This is a genomic window from Janthinobacterium sp. JC611, assembly GCF_018682595.1.
In the GTDB taxonomy this organism is placed as follows: domain Bacteria; phylum Pseudomonadota; class Gammaproteobacteria; order Burkholderiales; family Burkholderiaceae_D; genus Janthinobacterium.
Genome location: NZ_JAFLJN010000025.1, coordinates 211,427 through 228,785, shown reverse-complemented (window position 1 = coordinate 228,785; position 17,359 = coordinate 211,427). Strand labels below are relative to the sequence as shown.

The following is a 17,359-nucleotide window of genomic DNA, read 5'->3' as shown; positions in this document are numbered from 1 at the left end:
CCGTTTTTCGGGCTTGTTTCGGTACGCAGCCGGGGGAGTCAAGAGCTGAAAGTCAGCTGAAAAAACATCGCTCCCTGGCGTGAAACGACTCTAGCATAGTCATGTAACTGTTTCATTTCCACTTGAAACAATTACGCCTGGCTACGCAGGCATGGCAGGGTCAGGCGGGCCGGCAGGCATGCCGCCGCTGTGGGGGAATGGTGGAAACATCAGGCTTGCGGGGCGTCGCGCCCCGCGATTCGCCTGGCGCGGGCGACTCGCATGCAGATACAAACTCGCTACAAATCTCCCGCCAGCCGCCTTGACCTGGCGCCGCGCGGGTGCCCGTGCAGCGACGGACGGCGGCGATGCTTTACCTGGATTTACAAGGTCATGCCGAGGATGACATCCTGATAGTCGGTGCGGTCCGCGCGGCAGGTGCGCCGGCCCGCCTGCGCCAAGCCGCAGCGCGCATGCAACGCCAGCGCATCGTGTCGCTTGCCATGCCTTGCGCCCCTTTGTATGGGGTCGGACCCGGCGGCTCCGACCCTGGACTTTTACCTTACTTGCCGCCCAGCGGCACCTCGCACAGGCAGTGCGTGAGGGCCATGAACGGTTTGTGCTCGCGCGTGATGCCCGACAGCCAGCTCAAGTCCTGCGCCATGCCCAGCGCCGCGTCGGCCGGCAAGCCCGTGCTGGCCAGGCCCAGTTTCACGTGCTCGCCCAGGCCCAGCGAAGCCATGGCCTTGGAGCCGAACATGCCGATCAAACGGTCCACGTTCGACGTCTCCTGTTCCAGGTAGGTCACGCGGTAGTCGGCGCCCAGATTGGCGCGCTTGGCGGCCGAGGCCAGCGCATCGCCATAGCTGCCGATGCGGTCGACCAGGTTGCGCTCCTTGGCCTGCAAGCCCGTCCAGACGCGGCCCTGCGCCACCGCATCGATTTTTTCCGGCGTCGTCTTGCGCGCCTTGGCCGCCAGGCTCAGGAAGTCGCCATACACGTGGTTGATCGAACCCTGGATCACTTGCGCAAAGCGGGGGTCGAGCGGACGCAAGGGGTTGCCCGCGTCGGCCAGCCAGGTGGTCGGCGAGCCGGCCGTGTGGATGCCCAGCTTTTCCACCACCTTGTCGGCCGTCGGCAGAATCGCGAACACGCCGATGGAACCGGTGATGGTGGCCGCGTCGGCGATCACTTCATCGGCCGAGGTGCTGATCCAGTAGCCGCCCGAAGCGGCCACGTTGCCCATCGAGACGACCACTGGTTTGCCGGCGGCGCGCGTCAGTTCCAGTTCGCGGCGGATCAGTTCCGAGCCGAAGGCGCTGCCGCCCGGCGAATCGACGCGCAGCACGACGGCCTTGATCGATTTGTCTTCGCGCGCCTGGCGGATCAGACGCGAAGTGGACAGGCCGCCGATGGCGCCCGGTGGCGCGATGCCGTCGCCGATTTCACCGGAGGCGATGACCACGCCGACGGCGTCGCCGATGTGCGCGGGGCGCAGGCGCGCCAGGTAATCGGCGTAGTTCACCTGGCGGAAGTTCGTGCCTTCCGCGTTCTTCGCGCCGCGCGCCATCATGAACTGGCGCAGTTCATCGCGCGTTTTCAGGCCGTCGACCAGCTTGGCGTCCAGCGACAGCTTGCCCAGGTCGCCGCCGGCCGCCGTCATCAGCGCGGGCAGCGCATCGATACCCTGCATGATGGCGCCGGCCGGCAGCTTGCGCGCCTTTTCCACGTCCGTCGTGTAGGTGGTCCACAGGCCGTTGTTCAGGTAGCGGTCCGCTTCGGCCGCCGCGTCGGACGGGCCGTTGGCGATGAAAGGCTCGGCCGCGCTTTTATACGTGCCCACTTTCAGCAGGTTGACCGTCACGCCCACCTTGTCGAGCGCGTCGCGGTAGTAATTGCGGTAGCGGCCAAAGCCTTCCAGCATGACGCCGCCCATCGGGTGCAGGAATACCTCGTCGGCCTTGACCGCCACCAGGTACTGGCGCTGGTTGTAGCTCGAACCCCAGGCCGTGACTTTCTTGCCCGTGGCGCGGAAGCGTTCCACGCCGGCCGCCACTTCGCGCAGCGAGGCGAGGCCGCCGCCCTGCAATTCGTCGAGCAGGATCACCATGGAGCCGATGTTCTTGTCCTTGGCCGCCGTGTCGAGCACCGCCAGCACGTCGCGCAACTGCACGCTTTTCTTGACTTCGCCGCTGACGTTGGCCAGCACCGCTTCGCGCACGCCGCCCGGGGTCTCCTCGACCAGCGGGCCTTGCAAGTCCAGTACCAGCGTGGTCTTCTCGCCCAGGGGCTTGGCGCCGCCGCCGAAGATGGCGATCAGGATGGCGATGACGATCAGCAAGAAAATCAGGTTGATGACGGCGCGGCGGGTGGCGTCCAGCGCGCGCCAGAATGCGCCAAAGCCGCGGCGCAGCGGCGGGAAGGGGTTGAGTGACATCGATGCTCCGTGAGGTTATGTACCTAAAGGAAACCAATATAGCTGAAAATGGCCGCGATCGCCCTCGGATTCGTCTTATTTTGACAAGTATTGCGCGCCCTGGCCGCCCTGCCCTGCCGGCGTGGAAATGAGGAACAGGCCGGCCAGCACCAGCGCGCCATTCAGGATCAGCAATTCCAGGCCGAGGCGGTAATGCTCGAACAGCAGCGCCTGCTCCTGCTCGATCAGCGCGCACAGCAGCGGACCCGCCACGGCCACCAGCGGCACCCAGCGGTCGCGCACGCCGCGCCGGCTCACGAGTCCAAAGGCGAACAAGCCCAGCAACGGACCATAGGTATAGCTGGCCAGCTTCAGGATCACGCCTATCATGCTGGGACTGTCGATCCACTTGAAGGCCATGATCAGGATCAGGAACAGCGCGGAAAACCCCAGGTGGACACGGCGGCGCCAGCGCATCTGCGTCGCGGCACTCAAATCCTGCCGGCGCTGCAAGCCCAGGATGTCGATGCAGAAGGTCGACGTGAGCGCCGTGAGCGCGCCATCCACGCTGGGAAACAGGGCGGAAATGAGGGCGATGAAGAAGATCAGCTGCACCACGGCTGGGAAATGCCCGAGCACCACGGCGGGGAACAATTTGTCGCCCGTGGCCGTCACGCCGGCCAGCGGCGCGTACAGGTGCAGCAAGCCGCCGAGGAAGAGGAACAGCAGCAGCACGCCGGTCAGCACCACGGTCAGGCTGAGCATATTCTTTTGCGAGTCGCGCAGGGTGCGCACGGAAATGTTCTTTTGCATCATTTCCTGGTCCATGCCCGTCATGGCGATGGTGATGAACATGCCGGCGAGAATGTGCTTCCACACATAGGCGGGGCTGTCCGGGTCGGTGGTGAAGATGCGCGTGAGGCCTTGCGCGCGCATGCGCTCGAGGCTGTCGATGAGGGACAGGTCCATCGCGCGCAGCAGGAACACGCTGCAGATGACGAGGCCGGCCAGCATGCACGCCGTCTGCAGGGTGTCGGTCCAGACGATGGTCTTCACGCCCCCTTCATACGTGTACAGCAGGATCAGCAGCAGCACGACGCACGCCGTCAGCCAGAATGGCACGCCCAGGCTGTCGAGAATGGTCGCCTGCAGGATATTGACCACCAGATACAGTCGCGCCGTGGCGCCCAGCAGGCGCGACAGAATAAAGAATGCCGCCCCGCTCTGGTAGGAGCGCCGTCCCAGGCGCCATTCCAGGTAGCGGTAAATCGACGTCAGCTGCAGCCGGTAGTACAGCGGCAGCAAGATGAAGGCGATGGCCAGGTAGCCGAGCACGTAGCCAATCATCAGCTGGATATAGCCGAAGCCGTTGCTGCCCACGGCGCCCGGCACGCTGATGAAGGTAACGCCCGTCAAGGTCGTGCCCACCATGCCGAAGGCCACCAGCATCCAGTTGCTGTCCTTGTTGCCGATGAAAAAACTGTCATTGGTGGCGTGGCGCGACGTGCGCCACGCCACGCCCAGCAGGATCAGGAAATACGCGAGGACGACGGCAAACAGGATGACTGGGGACATGGGTAGTGCGCTGGCGGCGAGGTGAACAGGGGCCGAAATATACAGCAAAGCCCCTGTTTACGCCGGCCTCAGCAACCGGTCGGTTTCACGCGCTCCACTTCCAGGCCGAACCATGGACGCAAGCGCGTGCCGATAACGTTGCCGAGGAAGGCGCACACCAGCCACAGCCAGCCGTGCAGGCTGCCCGAGACGATGCCGCTGAAATACGCGCCGATATTGCAACCATACGCCAGGCGCGCGCCGTAGCCCAGCAGCAAGCCGCCGACGATGGCGGCGATGATCGAGCGGCGCGGGATGCGCCACACGGGCGCGTAGCGGCCGGCCAGCGCCGCCGCCAGCATGGCGCCCAGCACGATGCCGATGTCCATCACGGAAGTCTTGTCTTGCGTCAACGGTGCGGCCAGCGCGGCGGCGTTCGCCTTGCTGGACCAGTAAGCCCAGCTGGCCGTGTCGATGCCGACCACGGACGCGGCCTTGGCGCCCCACAGGGCGAACGCGGACGTCACGCCCCACGGCTTGCCCGACAGCGCCAGGGTGGCGAAGTTCAGCACGACGAGCGCGATGGCGCCCGCCACCAGTGGCCAGGGGCCATGCAACCACGGCGACGCTTGCGCCGGGCGCAGGGGCGTGGCGACGAGCTTGCCATGGCGGCGCTTTTCAACGAAGACCGTGATGGCGGCGATCAATGCGAAGACGAGCCAGTTCAGCGCCAGCGCGGGTACCAGGCCCAGGCTTGTGACGAGGGAAATGGGTTGCAGTTGCGGCAGCGCCGTCCAGAACGGCATGTGCGCCGTGCCGATCACGGAGCCGACGATGAAGGCGGCCAGGGTGATGAGCATGCGCGTGCTGCCGCCACCGACCGTGTACAGGGTGCCGGAGGCGCAGCCGCCGCCCAGCTGCATGCCGATGCCGAAGATGAAGGCGCCGAAGATCACCGAGGTGCCGGCGGGAGACACGAGACCGGCGACGGGCGTGCCGAACAGGGTGCCGGCCGACAGCGCGGGGAAGAACAGCGCCACGCCGACGGCCAGCATCAGCATTTGCGCGCGCAAGCCGTCGCCGCGGCCATCGGCGATGAAGACGCGCCAGGCCGACGTAAAGCCGAAGGCCGCGTGATACAGGGTGATGCCCAGCAAGGCGCCCACCACGTACAGCGCGGCCTGCTTGATGCCGACCGTTTGCGCCAGGTAGCAGGCCCCGAGCACGATGAGCAACAGGGCGACGCCCAGCGGCGTCGGGTTGATGGCGGCGCGCAGGCGCAGGGAAGATGAGGCGGAATCGGACATGGGGAATAGGGACGAGAGGAAGGTAAGCGCCATTCTCGCCCGTTTTGGTGTTTACTGCCAGCAACTTGCTTGCTGACCAGGCCGCGAATTTACAACTTAGTGCCCTACCGCATGGATCGACTTTTCACCGCCGGCACGCACAGGGATGGGATTCAAGCGGTCCATCCGGCCGCTGAGGGCCGTCAGGCCGAAGGCGCCCAGCACGACGAGCGCGCCGATCCAGCCCGTGTGCACGAGGCCAAGGTGCTCGACGATCAGGCCGCCGCCCCAGGCGCCGCCGGCGATGCCCAAGTTGAAGGCGGCGATGTTCAGGCCCGAGGCCACGTCGACGGCGCGGGGCGTGAAGTGCTCCGCTTGCTGCACGACATACACTTGCAATCCAGCCACGTTACCGAAGGCGACGGCGCCCCACAGCAGCACGGTGATGACGACGAGCACCGGGTGCGGCGCCGTGAAGGTCAGCAGCAGCAAGACAAGCGCCAGCAGCAAAAAGATCCGTTTCAGGGCACTGACGGGGCCTTTCTTGTCGGCCAGCTTGCCGCCCCAGATATTGCCGAACGCCACGGACACGCCATACACGAGCATCACCACGCCCACGGCGCCGGCGCTGAAGCCCGACACTTGCTGCAAAATCGGCGCCAGATACGTGAAGGCGATGAAGGAGCCGCCATAGCCGACGGCCGTCATGGCATACACCAGCAGCAGGCGCGGCTGGCCCAGCACCTGCACTTGCTGCAGCAGCGAGGCGGGTTTGCTGTGCTGGATGGTCGAGGGCACGTACAGCAGGCTGCCGACAAAGGCGATCACCCCCAGCGCCGAAACGGCGAGAAAGGTTTCGCGCCAGCCGAAATGCTGGCCGATGAAGGTGCCCAGCGGCACGCCCGTCACCAGGGCCACGGTCAGGCCCGTAAACATGATGGCGATCGCGCTGGCCGCCTTGTCCTTCGGCACCAGGGACGTGGCGATGGTCGAGCCGATGGAAAAGAACACGCCATGCGCCAGCCCCGTCAGGATGCGGGCGATGACGAGGGTTTCGTAGCCGGGCGACTTCCACGCCAGCAAGTTACCCAGGGTGAACAAGACCATCAAGGACAGCAGCAGAGTCTTGCGCGGGATCTTGCCCGTCAGGGCAGTCAGCACGGGCGCGCCGACGGCCACGCCCAGCGCGTACAGGCTGACCAGCAGGCCGGCCGATGGCAGGTTGACGCCCAGGTCGGCGGCGATGGTGGGCAACAACCCCACGATGACGAACTCGGTGGTTCCGATGGCAAATGCGCTGAGGGTCAGCGCGAGCAAGGCAATGGGCATGAAAGACTCCGATAAGTGTATGCAGGTGCGAGGCTTGCAGTATCGGGCCTTTCTTTGTTTCGAAAAACACCTCCGCAGGAAGAATATAGTTGCGTCACAATCAACAATTAAAGATGCCGGGCCATGAACGCGGTGGCAGCGGCGGCCTTCTTGGCACGCCAGGCGGCTTAGCGTGACAGGGGACTGTTACCGGGACTGGTGCGCGGCTCCGGCTTTTCCATCTTTTTCGCCTTGTCGCGCGACTCCAGCTCCGGCAAGCTGGGACGCCGTCGCTCCGCCTTGGCGGCGGGGAACTCGAAATCGCGCAATTGCGCTGCAGGCAATTGCGGGAAGCGTTCGCGCTCAGCCCGCAAGATGACGCCCAGTGCCGCATCAAGCGGCATTTTCACCGTCGCCACTTCCAGGCTGGCCGCGTCTTGCCGCAGCGAGGCGACTTTCTCCATAGTGCGCACCAGTTGCAGCGATGACTGGCGGTACGCCTCCGTGTCCAGCCATGCAGGAATGGCGGGGATGGGCGGCACCGGGTCGGCCTGGCCTGCGATCAACGGCTTGTCGGAATACCCTCCGGTCGAACGTTGATGCATCACATCCATGGCTCCTGAACGCAGCAGCAACTCCGCGCGCCCCTGCGCCAGCAGCTTGCTGCGCAACTCGTCTGCTGCTGGCTGATAAAAGGCATCGATGCCGGCGCTGTGGACCAGCGCCGCGGAAGCGACGTGCGTCAGGTTGGCGGCGGCCAGCAAGTCCGCCGTCAGCAGCCATTGTTCGGCGCTGGGCAGGCGCTTGATGGGCTCGCCAAGGGCGGCGTGCGCCACAATCGCCAGCTGCGCATTCAGTTGGCCTGGATCGCGCTGCAATGCCGCGATTTTTTCCGCATTGGCAGGGTCGCCCAAGTACTGGGCCAGACCGGCAGTCAACTTGATGGCATTGCGCTGGTGGCCCATGCGCAGGCGGGACAAGTCGGGCACCAGCACGCGCACCCTTTGCTCCGAGGGCAGATCGCTTTTCAAAGTGAATGCATAGGCATTTTTATCGGCATCGACACGCAGCGCCACCGTCAGCATCTCGGTGGAGTGCCCATCGATCGATTGCGGACTGGCGCCAGGCGAGACCAGCAAGGCGCGGCTGGACTTTTCCGCGATCCAGTACTTCATCCTCGCACGCCCGGTGTTCATCAGGCGGGCATTTTCTTCGGGCGCGGCCAGGGTAAACGTATAGACGTTCTTGTCGCGCTGAAAATCGGGCAACTCCAGCGGCACTCCCATCTGCAGCGGCAGCACATGCTCGATCAGCTGCCCCGACAGGAACATGTAGGCAGGATGCGTGGCCCGGTCGGGCTTGACGAGCGAAATGTGATCAGCATTATCGATCGCCACCGGGCGCCCGGCGCACACCCGCGTGGCGCTGCCCCATTGCACGATGCGCACGCCGCTCACATCGGCCGTTTCATAAGCGCAACTGACGCGTGGCTTGACCGCCAGGCTGGCCCAATCGTCGCTGAGCTGCTTGAGCACGTCATTGCTGTCCACCGGCCGCAGATGCGACAGCGCGGGATTGCGCGCCACCAAGTCCGCCAGCTGCGCCACCTGCGCCCCCTCCATGGGCGCACTGAACAAGACAATCAGCGGCACCTTTTCGGCCAGCTCGGGAGCCTTGTCCAGATTATTGGCCAGGTAGCGCATGATGACGAGTCCGCCCATGCTGTGCCCGACAAACACGATGACCGGGTAATCGAGCACGCCGGACGGCCGCAGATAGCTTTGCAGCTTGTTGGCCGCTTCGCGGATGTCGAGCGAGCCATCCGTCATGATATTGGAGCTGAAACCGAAGGCGTAGCTATCGACTTGTGGCCCCAGGCTCGCATCGTTCTTGAGCAAGCGAAAGAAACTCTCGCCATGCTCGCCCGTCCACGTGCCGCGTGTGCTGCCAAAGATGCCATGCACGAACACCACCGCGATTTTATGCCGGGGATCGGCACGCTCAACCCAGCCCGGATCCTCGCTATTCACGGGCACCGGCTTGTGGCATGCGGCCAGCAAGACAAGGCCAACGGCAAGGCAAGCGGCGATGAGGAGTCTCCACCACCGCTGGCGCCACAAGGCGATAGCCGTTCGCATCGTTGCATTCCCCTTCCATGGTCACGCGCACCTGCACGCTGGCGCCGCGGCGCACTGGCAAACCAGTATGCGCCGCCAACGCCCACACATGGCACAATTAGCCGATTGTTTGATCTGGCTAAAACTGGCGCCAACGCCATGGAACCAATGATCGCAAGTGACATGCAAACCGGCGCGTACCGGCTCTGCTACACTGCCCCGCTAGCAAGAGAGAGCAGTCACATGAATTCAGAAAAACTGGCGCTGCTGGTCACGCGCGAAATGCCATATGGGAAATATCAGGGACGACTGCTGGCCGACCTGCCCGGTCACTACCTGGGCTGGTTCGCGCGCGAGGGCTTTCCCTCGGGCGAACTGGGCAGTCTAATCGCGCTGATGTATGAGCTCGACCACAACGATTTGCGCGGCTTGCTTGATCCCTTGCGCACGCGCAAGTCGCCGTGGCGTCCGGGCGAGTAAGGCGGAAGTTAAAACTGGCGCACCTTCTTTGCCAGCATGGCGCTGAACTCGCCATTTTCCACGAGCTTTTGCAGCTCGCTGGCGCCACCGATGAGCACGCCGTTGACGAAGACCATGGGAAACGTGGGCCAGCCCGTCCACATTTTCAGGGCATTGCGACGGTGCCACTGGCTCAGATAACTGCCGTATTGCAGGTACTGATAGGGCGTGCCCAGCACGTCGAGTATCTTGCGCGCCTTGCGCGGAAAAGGGTTGAGCGCCATGCCGACCACCACCACCTGGTGCGCGGCGATGGCGGCCTGCACCTCGCGCACGATGTCCTGGTGCTTGCTGCCGATCAAAGGGCGGGCGGCGGGATGGATCTGGGCTTCGTCAAGGATGGCGCGGGTCATGAAAGTCCTGGGGTGAGTGGCATGCGGAACACGCATTGTGCCATGCGCCCAGGATGGCGTGGGCTACACTGCGCCTCTTCTCCTCTTCGCGTGAAAGATATGCAAGCAATCACTGCCATGCCTGAATACCGCAGCCGCCGCCTGCTCGGCGCTCTTCTGCTCGCCGCCAGTGGCGCCAGCGCCCTCGCCGCCGCCAATCCCGGGCTCGAAAGCGGCCTGATCCATGCGCTGCACCTGAAACAGGGCACGACGCAAAGAACCGGCACGTCCGGCAAGGCGATCCAGGCCTACATGCGCGAAGGCTACATCGGCCAGCGCCCCGAGCAGCGCTTCGACTACACCGATTACTACCTGCTGAAAAAACCGGCCAGCTTCATGGGACATGAACTGGTGCTCATCGAGGAAGAATACATCACGCAATACATAGGCTGCTGCGTCAGCCCCGGCGTCGGCGTGACGGTGAAGGTGCGCGGCAACACGCAGAAGCTGCAGGCGTTCGCCCGCACCCAGCGCTGCACCTTGAGCGACCCGGTCGACATCGGGCAGGCACTGGGCGAGGTGGCCATCCAGGCCAGGCTGCCCAGGGGCCATTACGCGTCATTGAGTTGCCGCGAACGCGACGCCGAGCGCGAGACGCCGTGATGGCTGGCCGCAGTCAAAACAGCTCGCCGAGCAGCAAATGGCATTGCAGCTTGCCTTGATCGATATCAAGGATGCCCTATTGCTCAACAAACCTTTGCTGTAGCGCGGCGTCCAACTCAGCGAGCGCACGCCAGACGATGGCCAGGTCCTGGTAGCGGTCGGCCACGCCGTCCAGCCTTGGCGCACGGCATCGAAATCGTCGGCATCGACGAGGCCCACATCGATGCGCTGGCGCGCCTGGGTCAGCCGCCGTCACGGCGGCTTGTTGCTTATTGGAGAGGGGCATCGCGCTATCCCAGCGGCACGTGCAAGCCCATCTTGAGGCAGGTCAATGCCACGGAAGTGCGGTAGCGCCGGATATTGTCGTCGCCGCCGAACAGGCGCTCCGTCAGCGCCTCGTATTCGGCCATGCTGCTGGCGGTAATGATCAGCAGGTAGTCGGCCTCGCCCGTGATGCCGTAGCACTGCTGGATGGCGGGCTCGGCCATGATGCGCGCGCGCATGCCTGCCGTGCGCTGCGGGTGTTCGTCGTGCAGGTGCACTTCCACCGTCAAGGTCAGGGGACGGCCCAGGCAGCTCGCGTCGAGCACGGCCACTTCATGACGGATCACGCCGCTCTCGCGCAGGCGGCGGATGCGCCGCTGCACGGCCGGCGCCGACAAATGCACGGCCTGGGCGATTTCGCGCTGCGAGGTCGTGTTATCGCGCTGCAAGATATCGAGGATGGCCAGGTCAAAGGCGTCGAGGGCAAGGGCGGGCGTGAGCGAAAGTTGCGTCATGGCGGTCAAAATGCAGTGCAAATATCGGAGCAGACACAATAAACTTTCGTCATTCCGATATCAAGCCTTTTATCCTCATGCCATTACGCCGCTATTCCTCGCTGATTCCCCTGCTCGCCATCCTCGGCTCCGTCACCTGCCTGGGCCTGGGCACGTCCTGGGCCAAGCACAGCCTGTTCCCGCTGGTGGGCGCACAGGGCACGACGGCCGTGCGCGTGGGCTTTTCCGCCCTGTTGCTGCTGCTGTTCTGGCGCCCGTGGCGCTGGCCGCTGAGCCGCGCCGACCTGCGCACGGTGGCCCTGTACGGCGCCGCGCTGGGCATGACCAACCTGTGCTTCTACCTGGCCCTGCGCACGATCCCCTTCGGCATCGCCGTGGCCATCGAGTTTTCCGGCCCGCTGGCCGTGGCGCTGCTGGCGTCGCGCCGCCCGCTGGACTTCGTCTGGGTGGCGCTGGCCGTGGCGGGGCTGGCGCTGCTCTTGCCGCTGGGCCACGACATCAGCCACCTGGACACCGCCGGCGTGCTGTTCGCCCTGGGCGCCGCCGTGTGCTGGGCTGCGTACATCGTCTTCGGCAAGCGCGCCAGCCACTTGCACGCGGGCCACTCCGTCTCGCTGGGCCTGGCCATGGCCGCGCTGGTGGTGGTGCCCGTGGGCGTGGCGCACGGCGGCGCCGCCCTGCTCTCGCCCATGGTGCTGGGCGTGGGCCTGGGCGTGGCCCTCATTTCCAGCGCGATACCGATCTCGCTGGAAATGGTGGCCTTGAAACGGCTGACGCCGCAGGCCTTCGGCATCATGAGCAGCATGGAACCGGCCGTGGCCGCCATGCTGGCGTACATTTTGCTGGACGAACGCCTGGGCGCCGGGCAGTGGCTGGCCATCGCCATGATCATGGCCGCGTCGATGGGCAGCTCGTACATGGCGCAGCGCCAGAAACGCGCGGCGCCGGCGCTCAGGCCCGGATATGAATCGTGAAGCGCGCGCCGCCCAGCGGCGAATCGTCGATGGCGATGCTGCCGCCGTGCAGCGCGACGGCCCTGGCAACGATCGCCAAGCCCAGGCCGTGACCTGCGGCGGCATGGTCCTGCTCGCGGGACAGGCGATAAAACGGCTCGAACACCTGTGCGCGCTGCCCGACGGGTATGCCCGGACCATCGTCCTCGACCACGATGCGCAGCATGTCGCCATCGCGCACGGCCGACAGGGCGATGCGCGCGACGGCATACTTGGCGGCGTTGCCGAGCAGGTTGCCGACGGCGCGCGCCAGCAGCCGGGGATCGCCGCGCGCATCGCCCAGGTCGTCGGCGACGCCAACGCGCACTGAAGGTCTTGCCACCGCCGCCGCGCAGCCGCGCAGCAGGGGCGCCAGGGCGAACGGCTGGCGCGGTAGCGCGTGCGCATGATCGATGCGCATCAGCTCCAGCATTTCATTGACCAGCGCCTTCAATTCTTCGACATCCGCGGCCATCGCATCGGTGCGGCGCCGCATGTCGGGGCCGGCCGCGTGCCGTTCGGCCAGCAGCTCCAGCCCGAATTCCAGCCGCGCGATCGGCGTGCGCAGCTCGTGCGACACGGATAGCAGCAGGTGCTTGCGCGCCTCCAGCAAGGAGCCGATACGCTCGGCCATGCCGTTGATGCGCCCGGCCAGCGGCGCGACGCTGGACCCTGCCCCGACGTGCGCCCGCGCAGCCAGGTTGCCCTGCCCGAAATCGTCGGCCATGCGCGACAGGGCCGCCAGGCTGCGGCCATGCGCGCGCGTCCACCAGCCCAGCGGCAGCAGCAGGCACAAGGCGATGACGGCAAAGCGGATCGCCTCCATGCGCAGCGCCTGGCCGATGTCGATGGGCAGGTTCTGCGCGTGGATCACGTCGTTTTCACTGCCGGCATAGCGCGCGCCCGTGGCGTCCACGCGGCGGTAGAAGGCCTTGGCGCCGACGTCCATCACGACCTCGCCGTGCAGCAGCGGTGCGCGCCGGGCGGCCGGCAGCGCCGACAGCGCAGCAGACAGCGGCTGCAGCTCCAGCGTGACGTCCGACACTTCGCGCACTTTGTTCAGGCGCGGCAGCCACTCGTCGGCCGGCGCCTGGTCGACGTACTGCTGCAGCAGGAAGATCTGGCCCGCGGCCTGGTCGCGCGCGATATGCTCGAGCGGATCGCCGAACAGGCGGCCGAAGGTGAAATAAATGACGGCGCTGCCCAGCGCGATAGCCAGCAGCACCAGCGCCGCGAAGCGCCAGAACAGGCGGTTCATTCCCAGGCCGAGGGCGTGAGCAGGTAGCCTTCGCCCCACACCGTCTTGATGCGCTCCGCGCCACCGTCGTCGAACTTGCGGCGCAGGCGCGAGATGCAGTTGTCGATGCTGCGATCGAGGCCGTCGAATTCGATGCCGCGCATCCTCACCAGGATCTCATTGCGCGACATCACCTTGCCCGCGGCGTCGGCGAGAATGGCGAACAGCTTGAATTCGGCGCTGTTCATGGCGACTTCCTGCCCGCGCCAGTGCACGGCGCGGTTTTCGCGCGACACGCGCAGCTGGCCGATGACGATATCGCTGCCGGCGGCGGCGCTGCCGCGCCGCTGCAGCGCCCGCAGGCGTGCCAGCAGCACGCGCGGCTGGACCGGCTTGTTCACGTAGTCGTCGGCGCCCTGTTCCAGGCCAGAGACTTCATCAAAGGTGTCTTCACGCGCGGTGAGTATCAGGATGGGCACGGCGCTGAGCTGGCGCAGCTGGCGGCACACCACCAGGCCGTCGACGCCGGGCAGGGTCAGGTCGAGGATGACCAGGTCCGGCTGGCTGTCGCGAAAGCGCGCCAGGGCCTGGTCGCCGCGCGCCACCACGTCGACCGCATAGTCGTACTGCTCCAGGTATTCCTTGACCAGCGCGGCGAGCCGCGCATCGTCTTCCACCAGCATGACACCTTGCATCGCCCCTCCGCGCCGCCATTTTTGTGGCGTATTGTAGTGGAGCGCGGCGCAAAAGTGGCACATTCGACAATCAGGTACACATTGCTACACTTTTCATACAAATGCGCCCTACAAATTGAGGACAATTCTAGGACAAACCAGGGCGGATTCCGGGACGCGGCTTGCCTAACATGGAAGCTCTTATCTCAACCGGAATCCGAACATGAAAAAAATTGTATGCAGCACCCTGCTCGCCATCGCCGCCACCTCGATGGTCCATGCCGAAGGCCTGTACGTGGGCGCCAATGTCAGCCCGGCTACCGACGGCAAGATCCAGTATGCGGCCGGCGGCGCGAAGAGCCAGCGCGATGCCAGCGGCAAGGCGGTGCCCTTCGGCATCTTCGCCGGCTATGAGCTGACGCCGGCCTGGGCGCTGGAAGGCGGCTACCGCGCCAGCGGCGGCGCGACCAGCTTCGACCTCGATCCCGGCTACCAGCTCAAGGTGCGCGCCAGCGCCGCCTACCTGGCGGCGCGCGGCACCTGGCACCTGGACGAGGACTGGTCGCTGTTTGCCAAGGCGGGCGTGGCGCACAGCCGCCTGAAGCTGTCCATCGACGGCAGGAATGCGCCGCCGGGCGAGTCGGCCAGCAAGACGGGCCTGTACGCCAGCGTGGGCGCGGCCTACCAGATCAACAAGGACGTGGCGCTGCAGCTCGAATGGGAGCATGCCGCCAAGGTCAGGCACGAAGGCATCGAGGGCGCGATGAACCGCATCGCGCTCGGTGTCCGTTTCGGTTTTTAAAGGACGACATGAATAAGCTTGCTCCCCGTTTTTCTCTCCTGCTGCTGGCCGCCTGCGGTCCGGCGCTGGCCGACGGCGCCAGCGCGCTGATGATGCCCGATGGGAGCAGGGATATGTACGTGGGAGCGGCACTCACGGGCAGTTCCGCGACGGACGATGGCGCGCCGCGCGCCGCCGTCCTGCGGCCGCTGCTGCAGGTGCAGTGGAGCAACGGCATGTTCGTCTCTGCCAGCGGCTTGGCCGGCATGCACCTGTCGGACAAGCCCGGCGTGGAATACGGCCCGCTGCTCGCCGCCAGCAATGCGCGCGCTCCGGAAGATGGCTGGCGCCTGCGCGGCACGCGGCGCATCGAGGGCTCGCCCGACGTGGGCGGCTTCTACGGCTACTACCTGGGCGGCGCGGCGCGCGTCACGTCGCACCTGCTGTACGACACGAGCGCGCGCGGCTGGCGCGGCCAGGTCGGCCTGCAAACGACCTTGCCCTCGCTGGCGGCCCACCATACGCTGAGCTTGTCGGCCGGCGTGTCGCTGGCCAGCGGCGCCGTGATGGACGAGCGCTACGCCGTCAGCTTTGCTGCCGGCGGCGCGCGCGACTACCGGCCGGGCGGCGGCGTCACGTCCGTCGATGTTGGCGTCAACTGGAACTGGGCCCTGAGCAGCAAGTGGCTGCTCAACAGCGCCGTGACGGGCACGCGGCTGGGCAGCGGGCCGGCAGGCAGTCCCGTTGTCGAGCGGCGCAACTTCATCACCTGGTCCAGCGGCCTGGGTTACCGGTTTTAAGCGCCATGCTCAAATCCCTGCTTCTCGGCCTGGCGCTGCTGCCCGCGTTCGCCTGCGCACAGGAGGGCAGCGACTGGATCGCGTATCGCGACGCCTACCGCCACATGCTCTGGTTCGAAAAATACGCCAAGCCCAAGCAGTACCTGCAGAACCACCTGCGCCTGCTTCCGCGCGACGCCGGCGTGTCCACGGATGGCTTGCGCCTGAGCTTGCACGGCAAGGGCACGCAGCTGGCGCTGCCGCTCGATGCCGTGGGGCGCGCCGTCTTCCCGTTTTCCAAGGCGGCGTATGACGACAATGCGGAGCTGACCTTGAACCGCAAGCCGGGGCAAATCACTTCCAGCGCCTGGGTCTCCATCGTCACGCGCCCCGATGGCGTATACGCGGCGGCCGACCTGCGCGCCGCCTGCGGCCAGCTGCTCGCCTATCTGCGCTACACGGGCGGGGCGAACGGCAAGCGCTGCGCCGGCGTGCAGTTTGCGTATCCGAGGACGGCGGCGGCGCAGGTACGCTACCTGGGCGGCGATGGCGCGGCGTTCCCGCTGGCGGCGCAGGAAGGCCCCGCCTTTCCCGGCGATGCCGTCAGCGGCTTTCGCGTGTTCGCCTACCGCTTCGATGCGCACCCGGACGCGGGGCAAGTCCTCACCAGCGGCACGCCGCTGGCGATCGCCGCGCTGCTCGAATAGGGACTGCTCAGTGCACGGCCGCCCCCGCCACATGGGCGGCCAGGTTGCGGCGCGCCAGCCAGGCCAGCGGCAGCAGGGCCAGCAAGGCGGCGGCCACGCCCGCCCACGGCGACGACGCCATCAGCTGGCGCGACACCATCAGCGCGCCCAGCATGGAACCGAAGGAAATGCCCAGGTTAAACGCGGAAATGTTCAGGCCCGAGGCGAAATCGACGGCCCTGGGCGTGTAGCGCTCGGCCGTGGCCAGCATGCCGGCCTGCAGGGCAGGCGACAGGCCGAAGGCGAACACGCCCCACACGAACAGCATCACCGTCATCAGCCACGGCGACGCGATGGCCAGGGCCACGCCCACTTGCGTGACGGCCAGCAACAGCAGCATCCATCGCAAGGCTTTTTGCCAGCCCAGGTGGCTCGTCAGGTAGCCGCCGGCCAGGTTGCCGGCGAAGGTGGCGATGCCGAACACGATCAGCAAGGCGCTGGCCATGGTGACGGAAAAGCCCGTCACATCCGTCAGGATGGGCGTGATGAAAGTGAAGGCGGCAAAGCTGCTGCCGAAGCCAAACGTGGTGACCGCCATCATGGTGAGAATGGGGCCGCTGCCCAGCGCCGCCAGCTGCGTCATGGCCTTGCCGCCCTTGCCCTGCTGCAAACCGGCAGGCAGCCAGCGCGCCATGGCGGCCAGGCCCAGCGCGGCCAGCACGACGACGGCAAAGAAGGGCAAGCGCCAGCCCATCAGGTTGCCGAGGAAGCTGCCGAGCGGCACGCCGATCACCATGGCCAGGGTCAGTCCCGCAAACATCACGGAAATCGCCCTGCCCGCCTGCGCCTTGCTGACCAGGCAGGCCGCCACGGTGGCGCCGATGGCAAAGAAGGTGCCATGCGCCACGGCCGTGATGACCCGCCCCGCCAGCAACCATTCAAACGTGTGGGAAAAGGCGGCCAGCAGGTTACCGGCCAGGAACACGCTCATCAGGCCCAGCAAGGCGGCCTTGCGCGGCAGGCGCGACATCAGCAGCACCAGCAGCGGCGTGCCGATGGCCAGCGCCAGCGCATACAGGCTGACCAGCGAGCCGGCCGATTCAATGGAAATATACAAATCCTTGGCGATGGCCGGCAAGATGCCGACGACGATGAATTCGGTGACGCCGATGGCGAAGGCGCCGACGGCCAGCGCCAGCACGCCGGGCGGCATGGTGCTGGCGGAAGTGGTAACAGGGTGTGCGGTGGTCATGATGG

16 protein-coding genes and 1 pseudogene are annotated in these 17,359 nt (G+C 66.0%); 6 read left to right on the top strand and 11 right to left on the bottom strand.

The features are described from left to right. Window positions 1-541: 541 nt before the first annotated feature. The 5 genes from sppA to J0O65_RS19200 form a co-directional block, all read right to left on the bottom strand. Window positions 542-2,416 (bottom strand): signal peptide peptidase SppA, encoded by a 1,875-nt coding sequence (gene sppA / locus J0O65_RS19220; protein ID WP_215408836.1) that lies wholly within the window; start codon window positions 2,414-2,416, stop codon window positions 542-544. 75 nt (window positions 2,417-2,491) lie between these two features. Then, on the bottom strand, window positions 2,492-3,970 hold the full coding sequence (locus tag J0O65_RS19215) for a sodium:solute symporter (RefSeq protein ID WP_215408835.1): 1,479 nt from the start codon (window positions 3,968-3,970) through the stop codon (window positions 2,492-2,494). A 68-nt stretch (window positions 3,971-4,038) separates the two neighbouring features. Continuing rightward, the gene (locus tag J0O65_RS19210) at window positions 4,039-5,256 is read right to left on the bottom strand and encodes a YeeE/YedE family protein (protein ID WP_215408834.1); all 1,218 of its coding nucleotides are present in this window, start codon (window positions 5,254-5,256) and stop codon (window positions 4,039-4,041) included. A gap of 96 nt (window positions 5,257-5,352) precedes the next feature. After that, complete coding sequence (locus tag J0O65_RS19205; protein ID WP_215408833.1) at window positions 5,353-6,564, bottom strand: MFS transporter; 1,212 nt, start codon at window positions 6,562-6,564, stop codon at window positions 5,353-5,355. A 167-nt stretch (window positions 6,565-6,731) separates the two neighbouring features. Further along, window positions 6,732-8,573 (bottom strand): esterase/lipase family protein, encoded by a 1,842-nt coding sequence (locus J0O65_RS19200; protein WP_215408832.1) that lies wholly within the window; start codon window positions 8,571-8,573, stop codon window positions 6,732-6,734. Window positions 8,574-8,903: 330 nt separating this feature from the next. Here J0O65_RS19200 and J0O65_RS19195 point away from each other — a divergent pair, with 330 nt between their 5' ends. Next, window positions 8,904-9,140 carry a DUF3820 family protein gene (locus J0O65_RS19195; RefSeq protein WP_071076391.1) on the top strand — a complete coding sequence of 79 codons (237 nt, stop codon included), beginning with the start codon at window positions 8,904-8,906 and terminating at the stop codon, window positions 9,138-9,140. A gap of 8 nt (window positions 9,141-9,148) precedes the next feature. On the opposite strand, the gene J0O65_RS19190 is transcribed toward J0O65_RS19195, so the two are convergent. Beyond that, entirely contained in the window at window positions 9,149-9,532 is a 384-nt protein-coding gene (locus J0O65_RS19190) for a glutaredoxin domain-containing protein (RefSeq protein WP_152249816.1), read from the bottom strand. A gap of 99 nt (window positions 9,533-9,631) precedes the next feature. On the opposite strand from J0O65_RS19190, the gene J0O65_RS19185 reads away from it, so the two are divergent. Further along, on the top strand, window positions 9,632-10,174 hold the full coding sequence (locus tag J0O65_RS19185) for a hypothetical protein (RefSeq protein WP_215408831.1): 543 nt from the start codon (window positions 9,632-9,634) through the stop codon (window positions 10,172-10,174). 13 nt (window positions 10,175-10,187) lie between these two features. On the opposite strand, the pseudogene J0O65_RS28375 reads toward J0O65_RS19185, so the two are convergent. Both J0O65_RS28375 and J0O65_RS19180 read right to left on the bottom strand, forming a co-directional pair. Beyond that, window positions 10,188-10,343, bottom strand: a pseudogene (locus tag J0O65_RS28375) (APH(3') family aminoglycoside O-phosphotransferase); the annotation flags it as partial. A 121-nt stretch (window positions 10,344-10,464) separates the two neighbouring features. Further along, window positions 10,465-10,953 carry an Lrp/AsnC family transcriptional regulator gene (locus J0O65_RS19180; RefSeq protein WP_215408830.1) on the bottom strand — a complete coding sequence of 163 codons (489 nt, stop codon included), beginning with the start codon at window positions 10,951-10,953 and terminating at the stop codon, window positions 10,465-10,467. A 77-nt stretch (window positions 10,954-11,030) separates the two neighbouring features. On the opposite strand from J0O65_RS19180, the gene J0O65_RS19175 reads away from it, so the two are divergent. Then, window positions 11,031-11,927, top strand: a complete 897-nt coding sequence (locus J0O65_RS19175) for an EamA family transporter (RefSeq protein WP_215408829.1) — start codon at window positions 11,031-11,033, stop codon at window positions 11,925-11,927. On the opposite strand, the gene J0O65_RS19170 is transcribed toward J0O65_RS19175, so the two are convergent. Together J0O65_RS19170 and J0O65_RS19165 are read right to left on the bottom strand one after the other, a co-directional pair. Next, on the bottom strand, window positions 11,905-13,203 hold the full coding sequence (locus tag J0O65_RS19170) for an ATP-binding protein (protein ID WP_215408828.1): 1,299 nt from the start codon (window positions 13,201-13,203) through the stop codon (window positions 11,905-11,907). The two genes, J0O65_RS19175 and J0O65_RS19170, sit on opposite strands and share 23 nt — an antisense overlap. Further along, window positions 13,200-13,877: a response regulator gene (locus J0O65_RS19165; protein WP_215408827.1), complete on the bottom strand. Its 678-nt coding sequence runs from the start codon at window positions 13,875-13,877 to the stop codon at window positions 13,200-13,202. The genes J0O65_RS19170 and J0O65_RS19165 overlap by 4 nt, the downstream gene beginning before the upstream one ends. Before the next feature lie 202 nt (window positions 13,878-14,079). Between J0O65_RS19165 and J0O65_RS19160 the strand changes: the two genes are divergently transcribed. Genes J0O65_RS19160 through J0O65_RS19150 form a run of 3 tightly spaced genes read left to right on the top strand, consistent with a single transcriptional unit; the run spans window position 14,080 to window position 16,123 of the window. Continuing rightward, the gene (locus J0O65_RS19160) at window positions 14,080-14,658 is read left to right on the top strand and encodes a porin family protein (RefSeq protein WP_215408826.1); all 579 of its coding nucleotides are present in this window, start codon (window positions 14,080-14,082) and stop codon (window positions 14,656-14,658) included. Between the two features lie 8 nt (window positions 14,659-14,666). Further along, window positions 14,667-15,437: a MipA/OmpV family protein gene (locus J0O65_RS19155; protein ID WP_215408825.1), complete on the top strand. Its 771-nt coding sequence runs from the start codon at window positions 14,667-14,669 to the stop codon at window positions 15,435-15,437. 5 nt (window positions 15,438-15,442) lie between these two features. Beyond that, complete coding sequence (locus tag J0O65_RS19150) at window positions 15,443-16,123, top strand: hypothetical protein (RefSeq protein WP_215408824.1); 681 nt, start codon at window positions 15,443-15,445, stop codon at window positions 16,121-16,123. Between the two features lie 7 nt (window positions 16,124-16,130). On the opposite strand, the gene J0O65_RS19145 is transcribed toward J0O65_RS19150, so the two are convergent. Then, window positions 16,131-17,354, bottom strand: coding sequence for an MFS transporter (locus J0O65_RS19145; RefSeq protein WP_215408823.1), 1,224 nt, complete (start codon window positions 17,352-17,354; stop codon window positions 16,131-16,133). Window positions 17,355-17,359 lie beyond the last annotated feature (5 nt).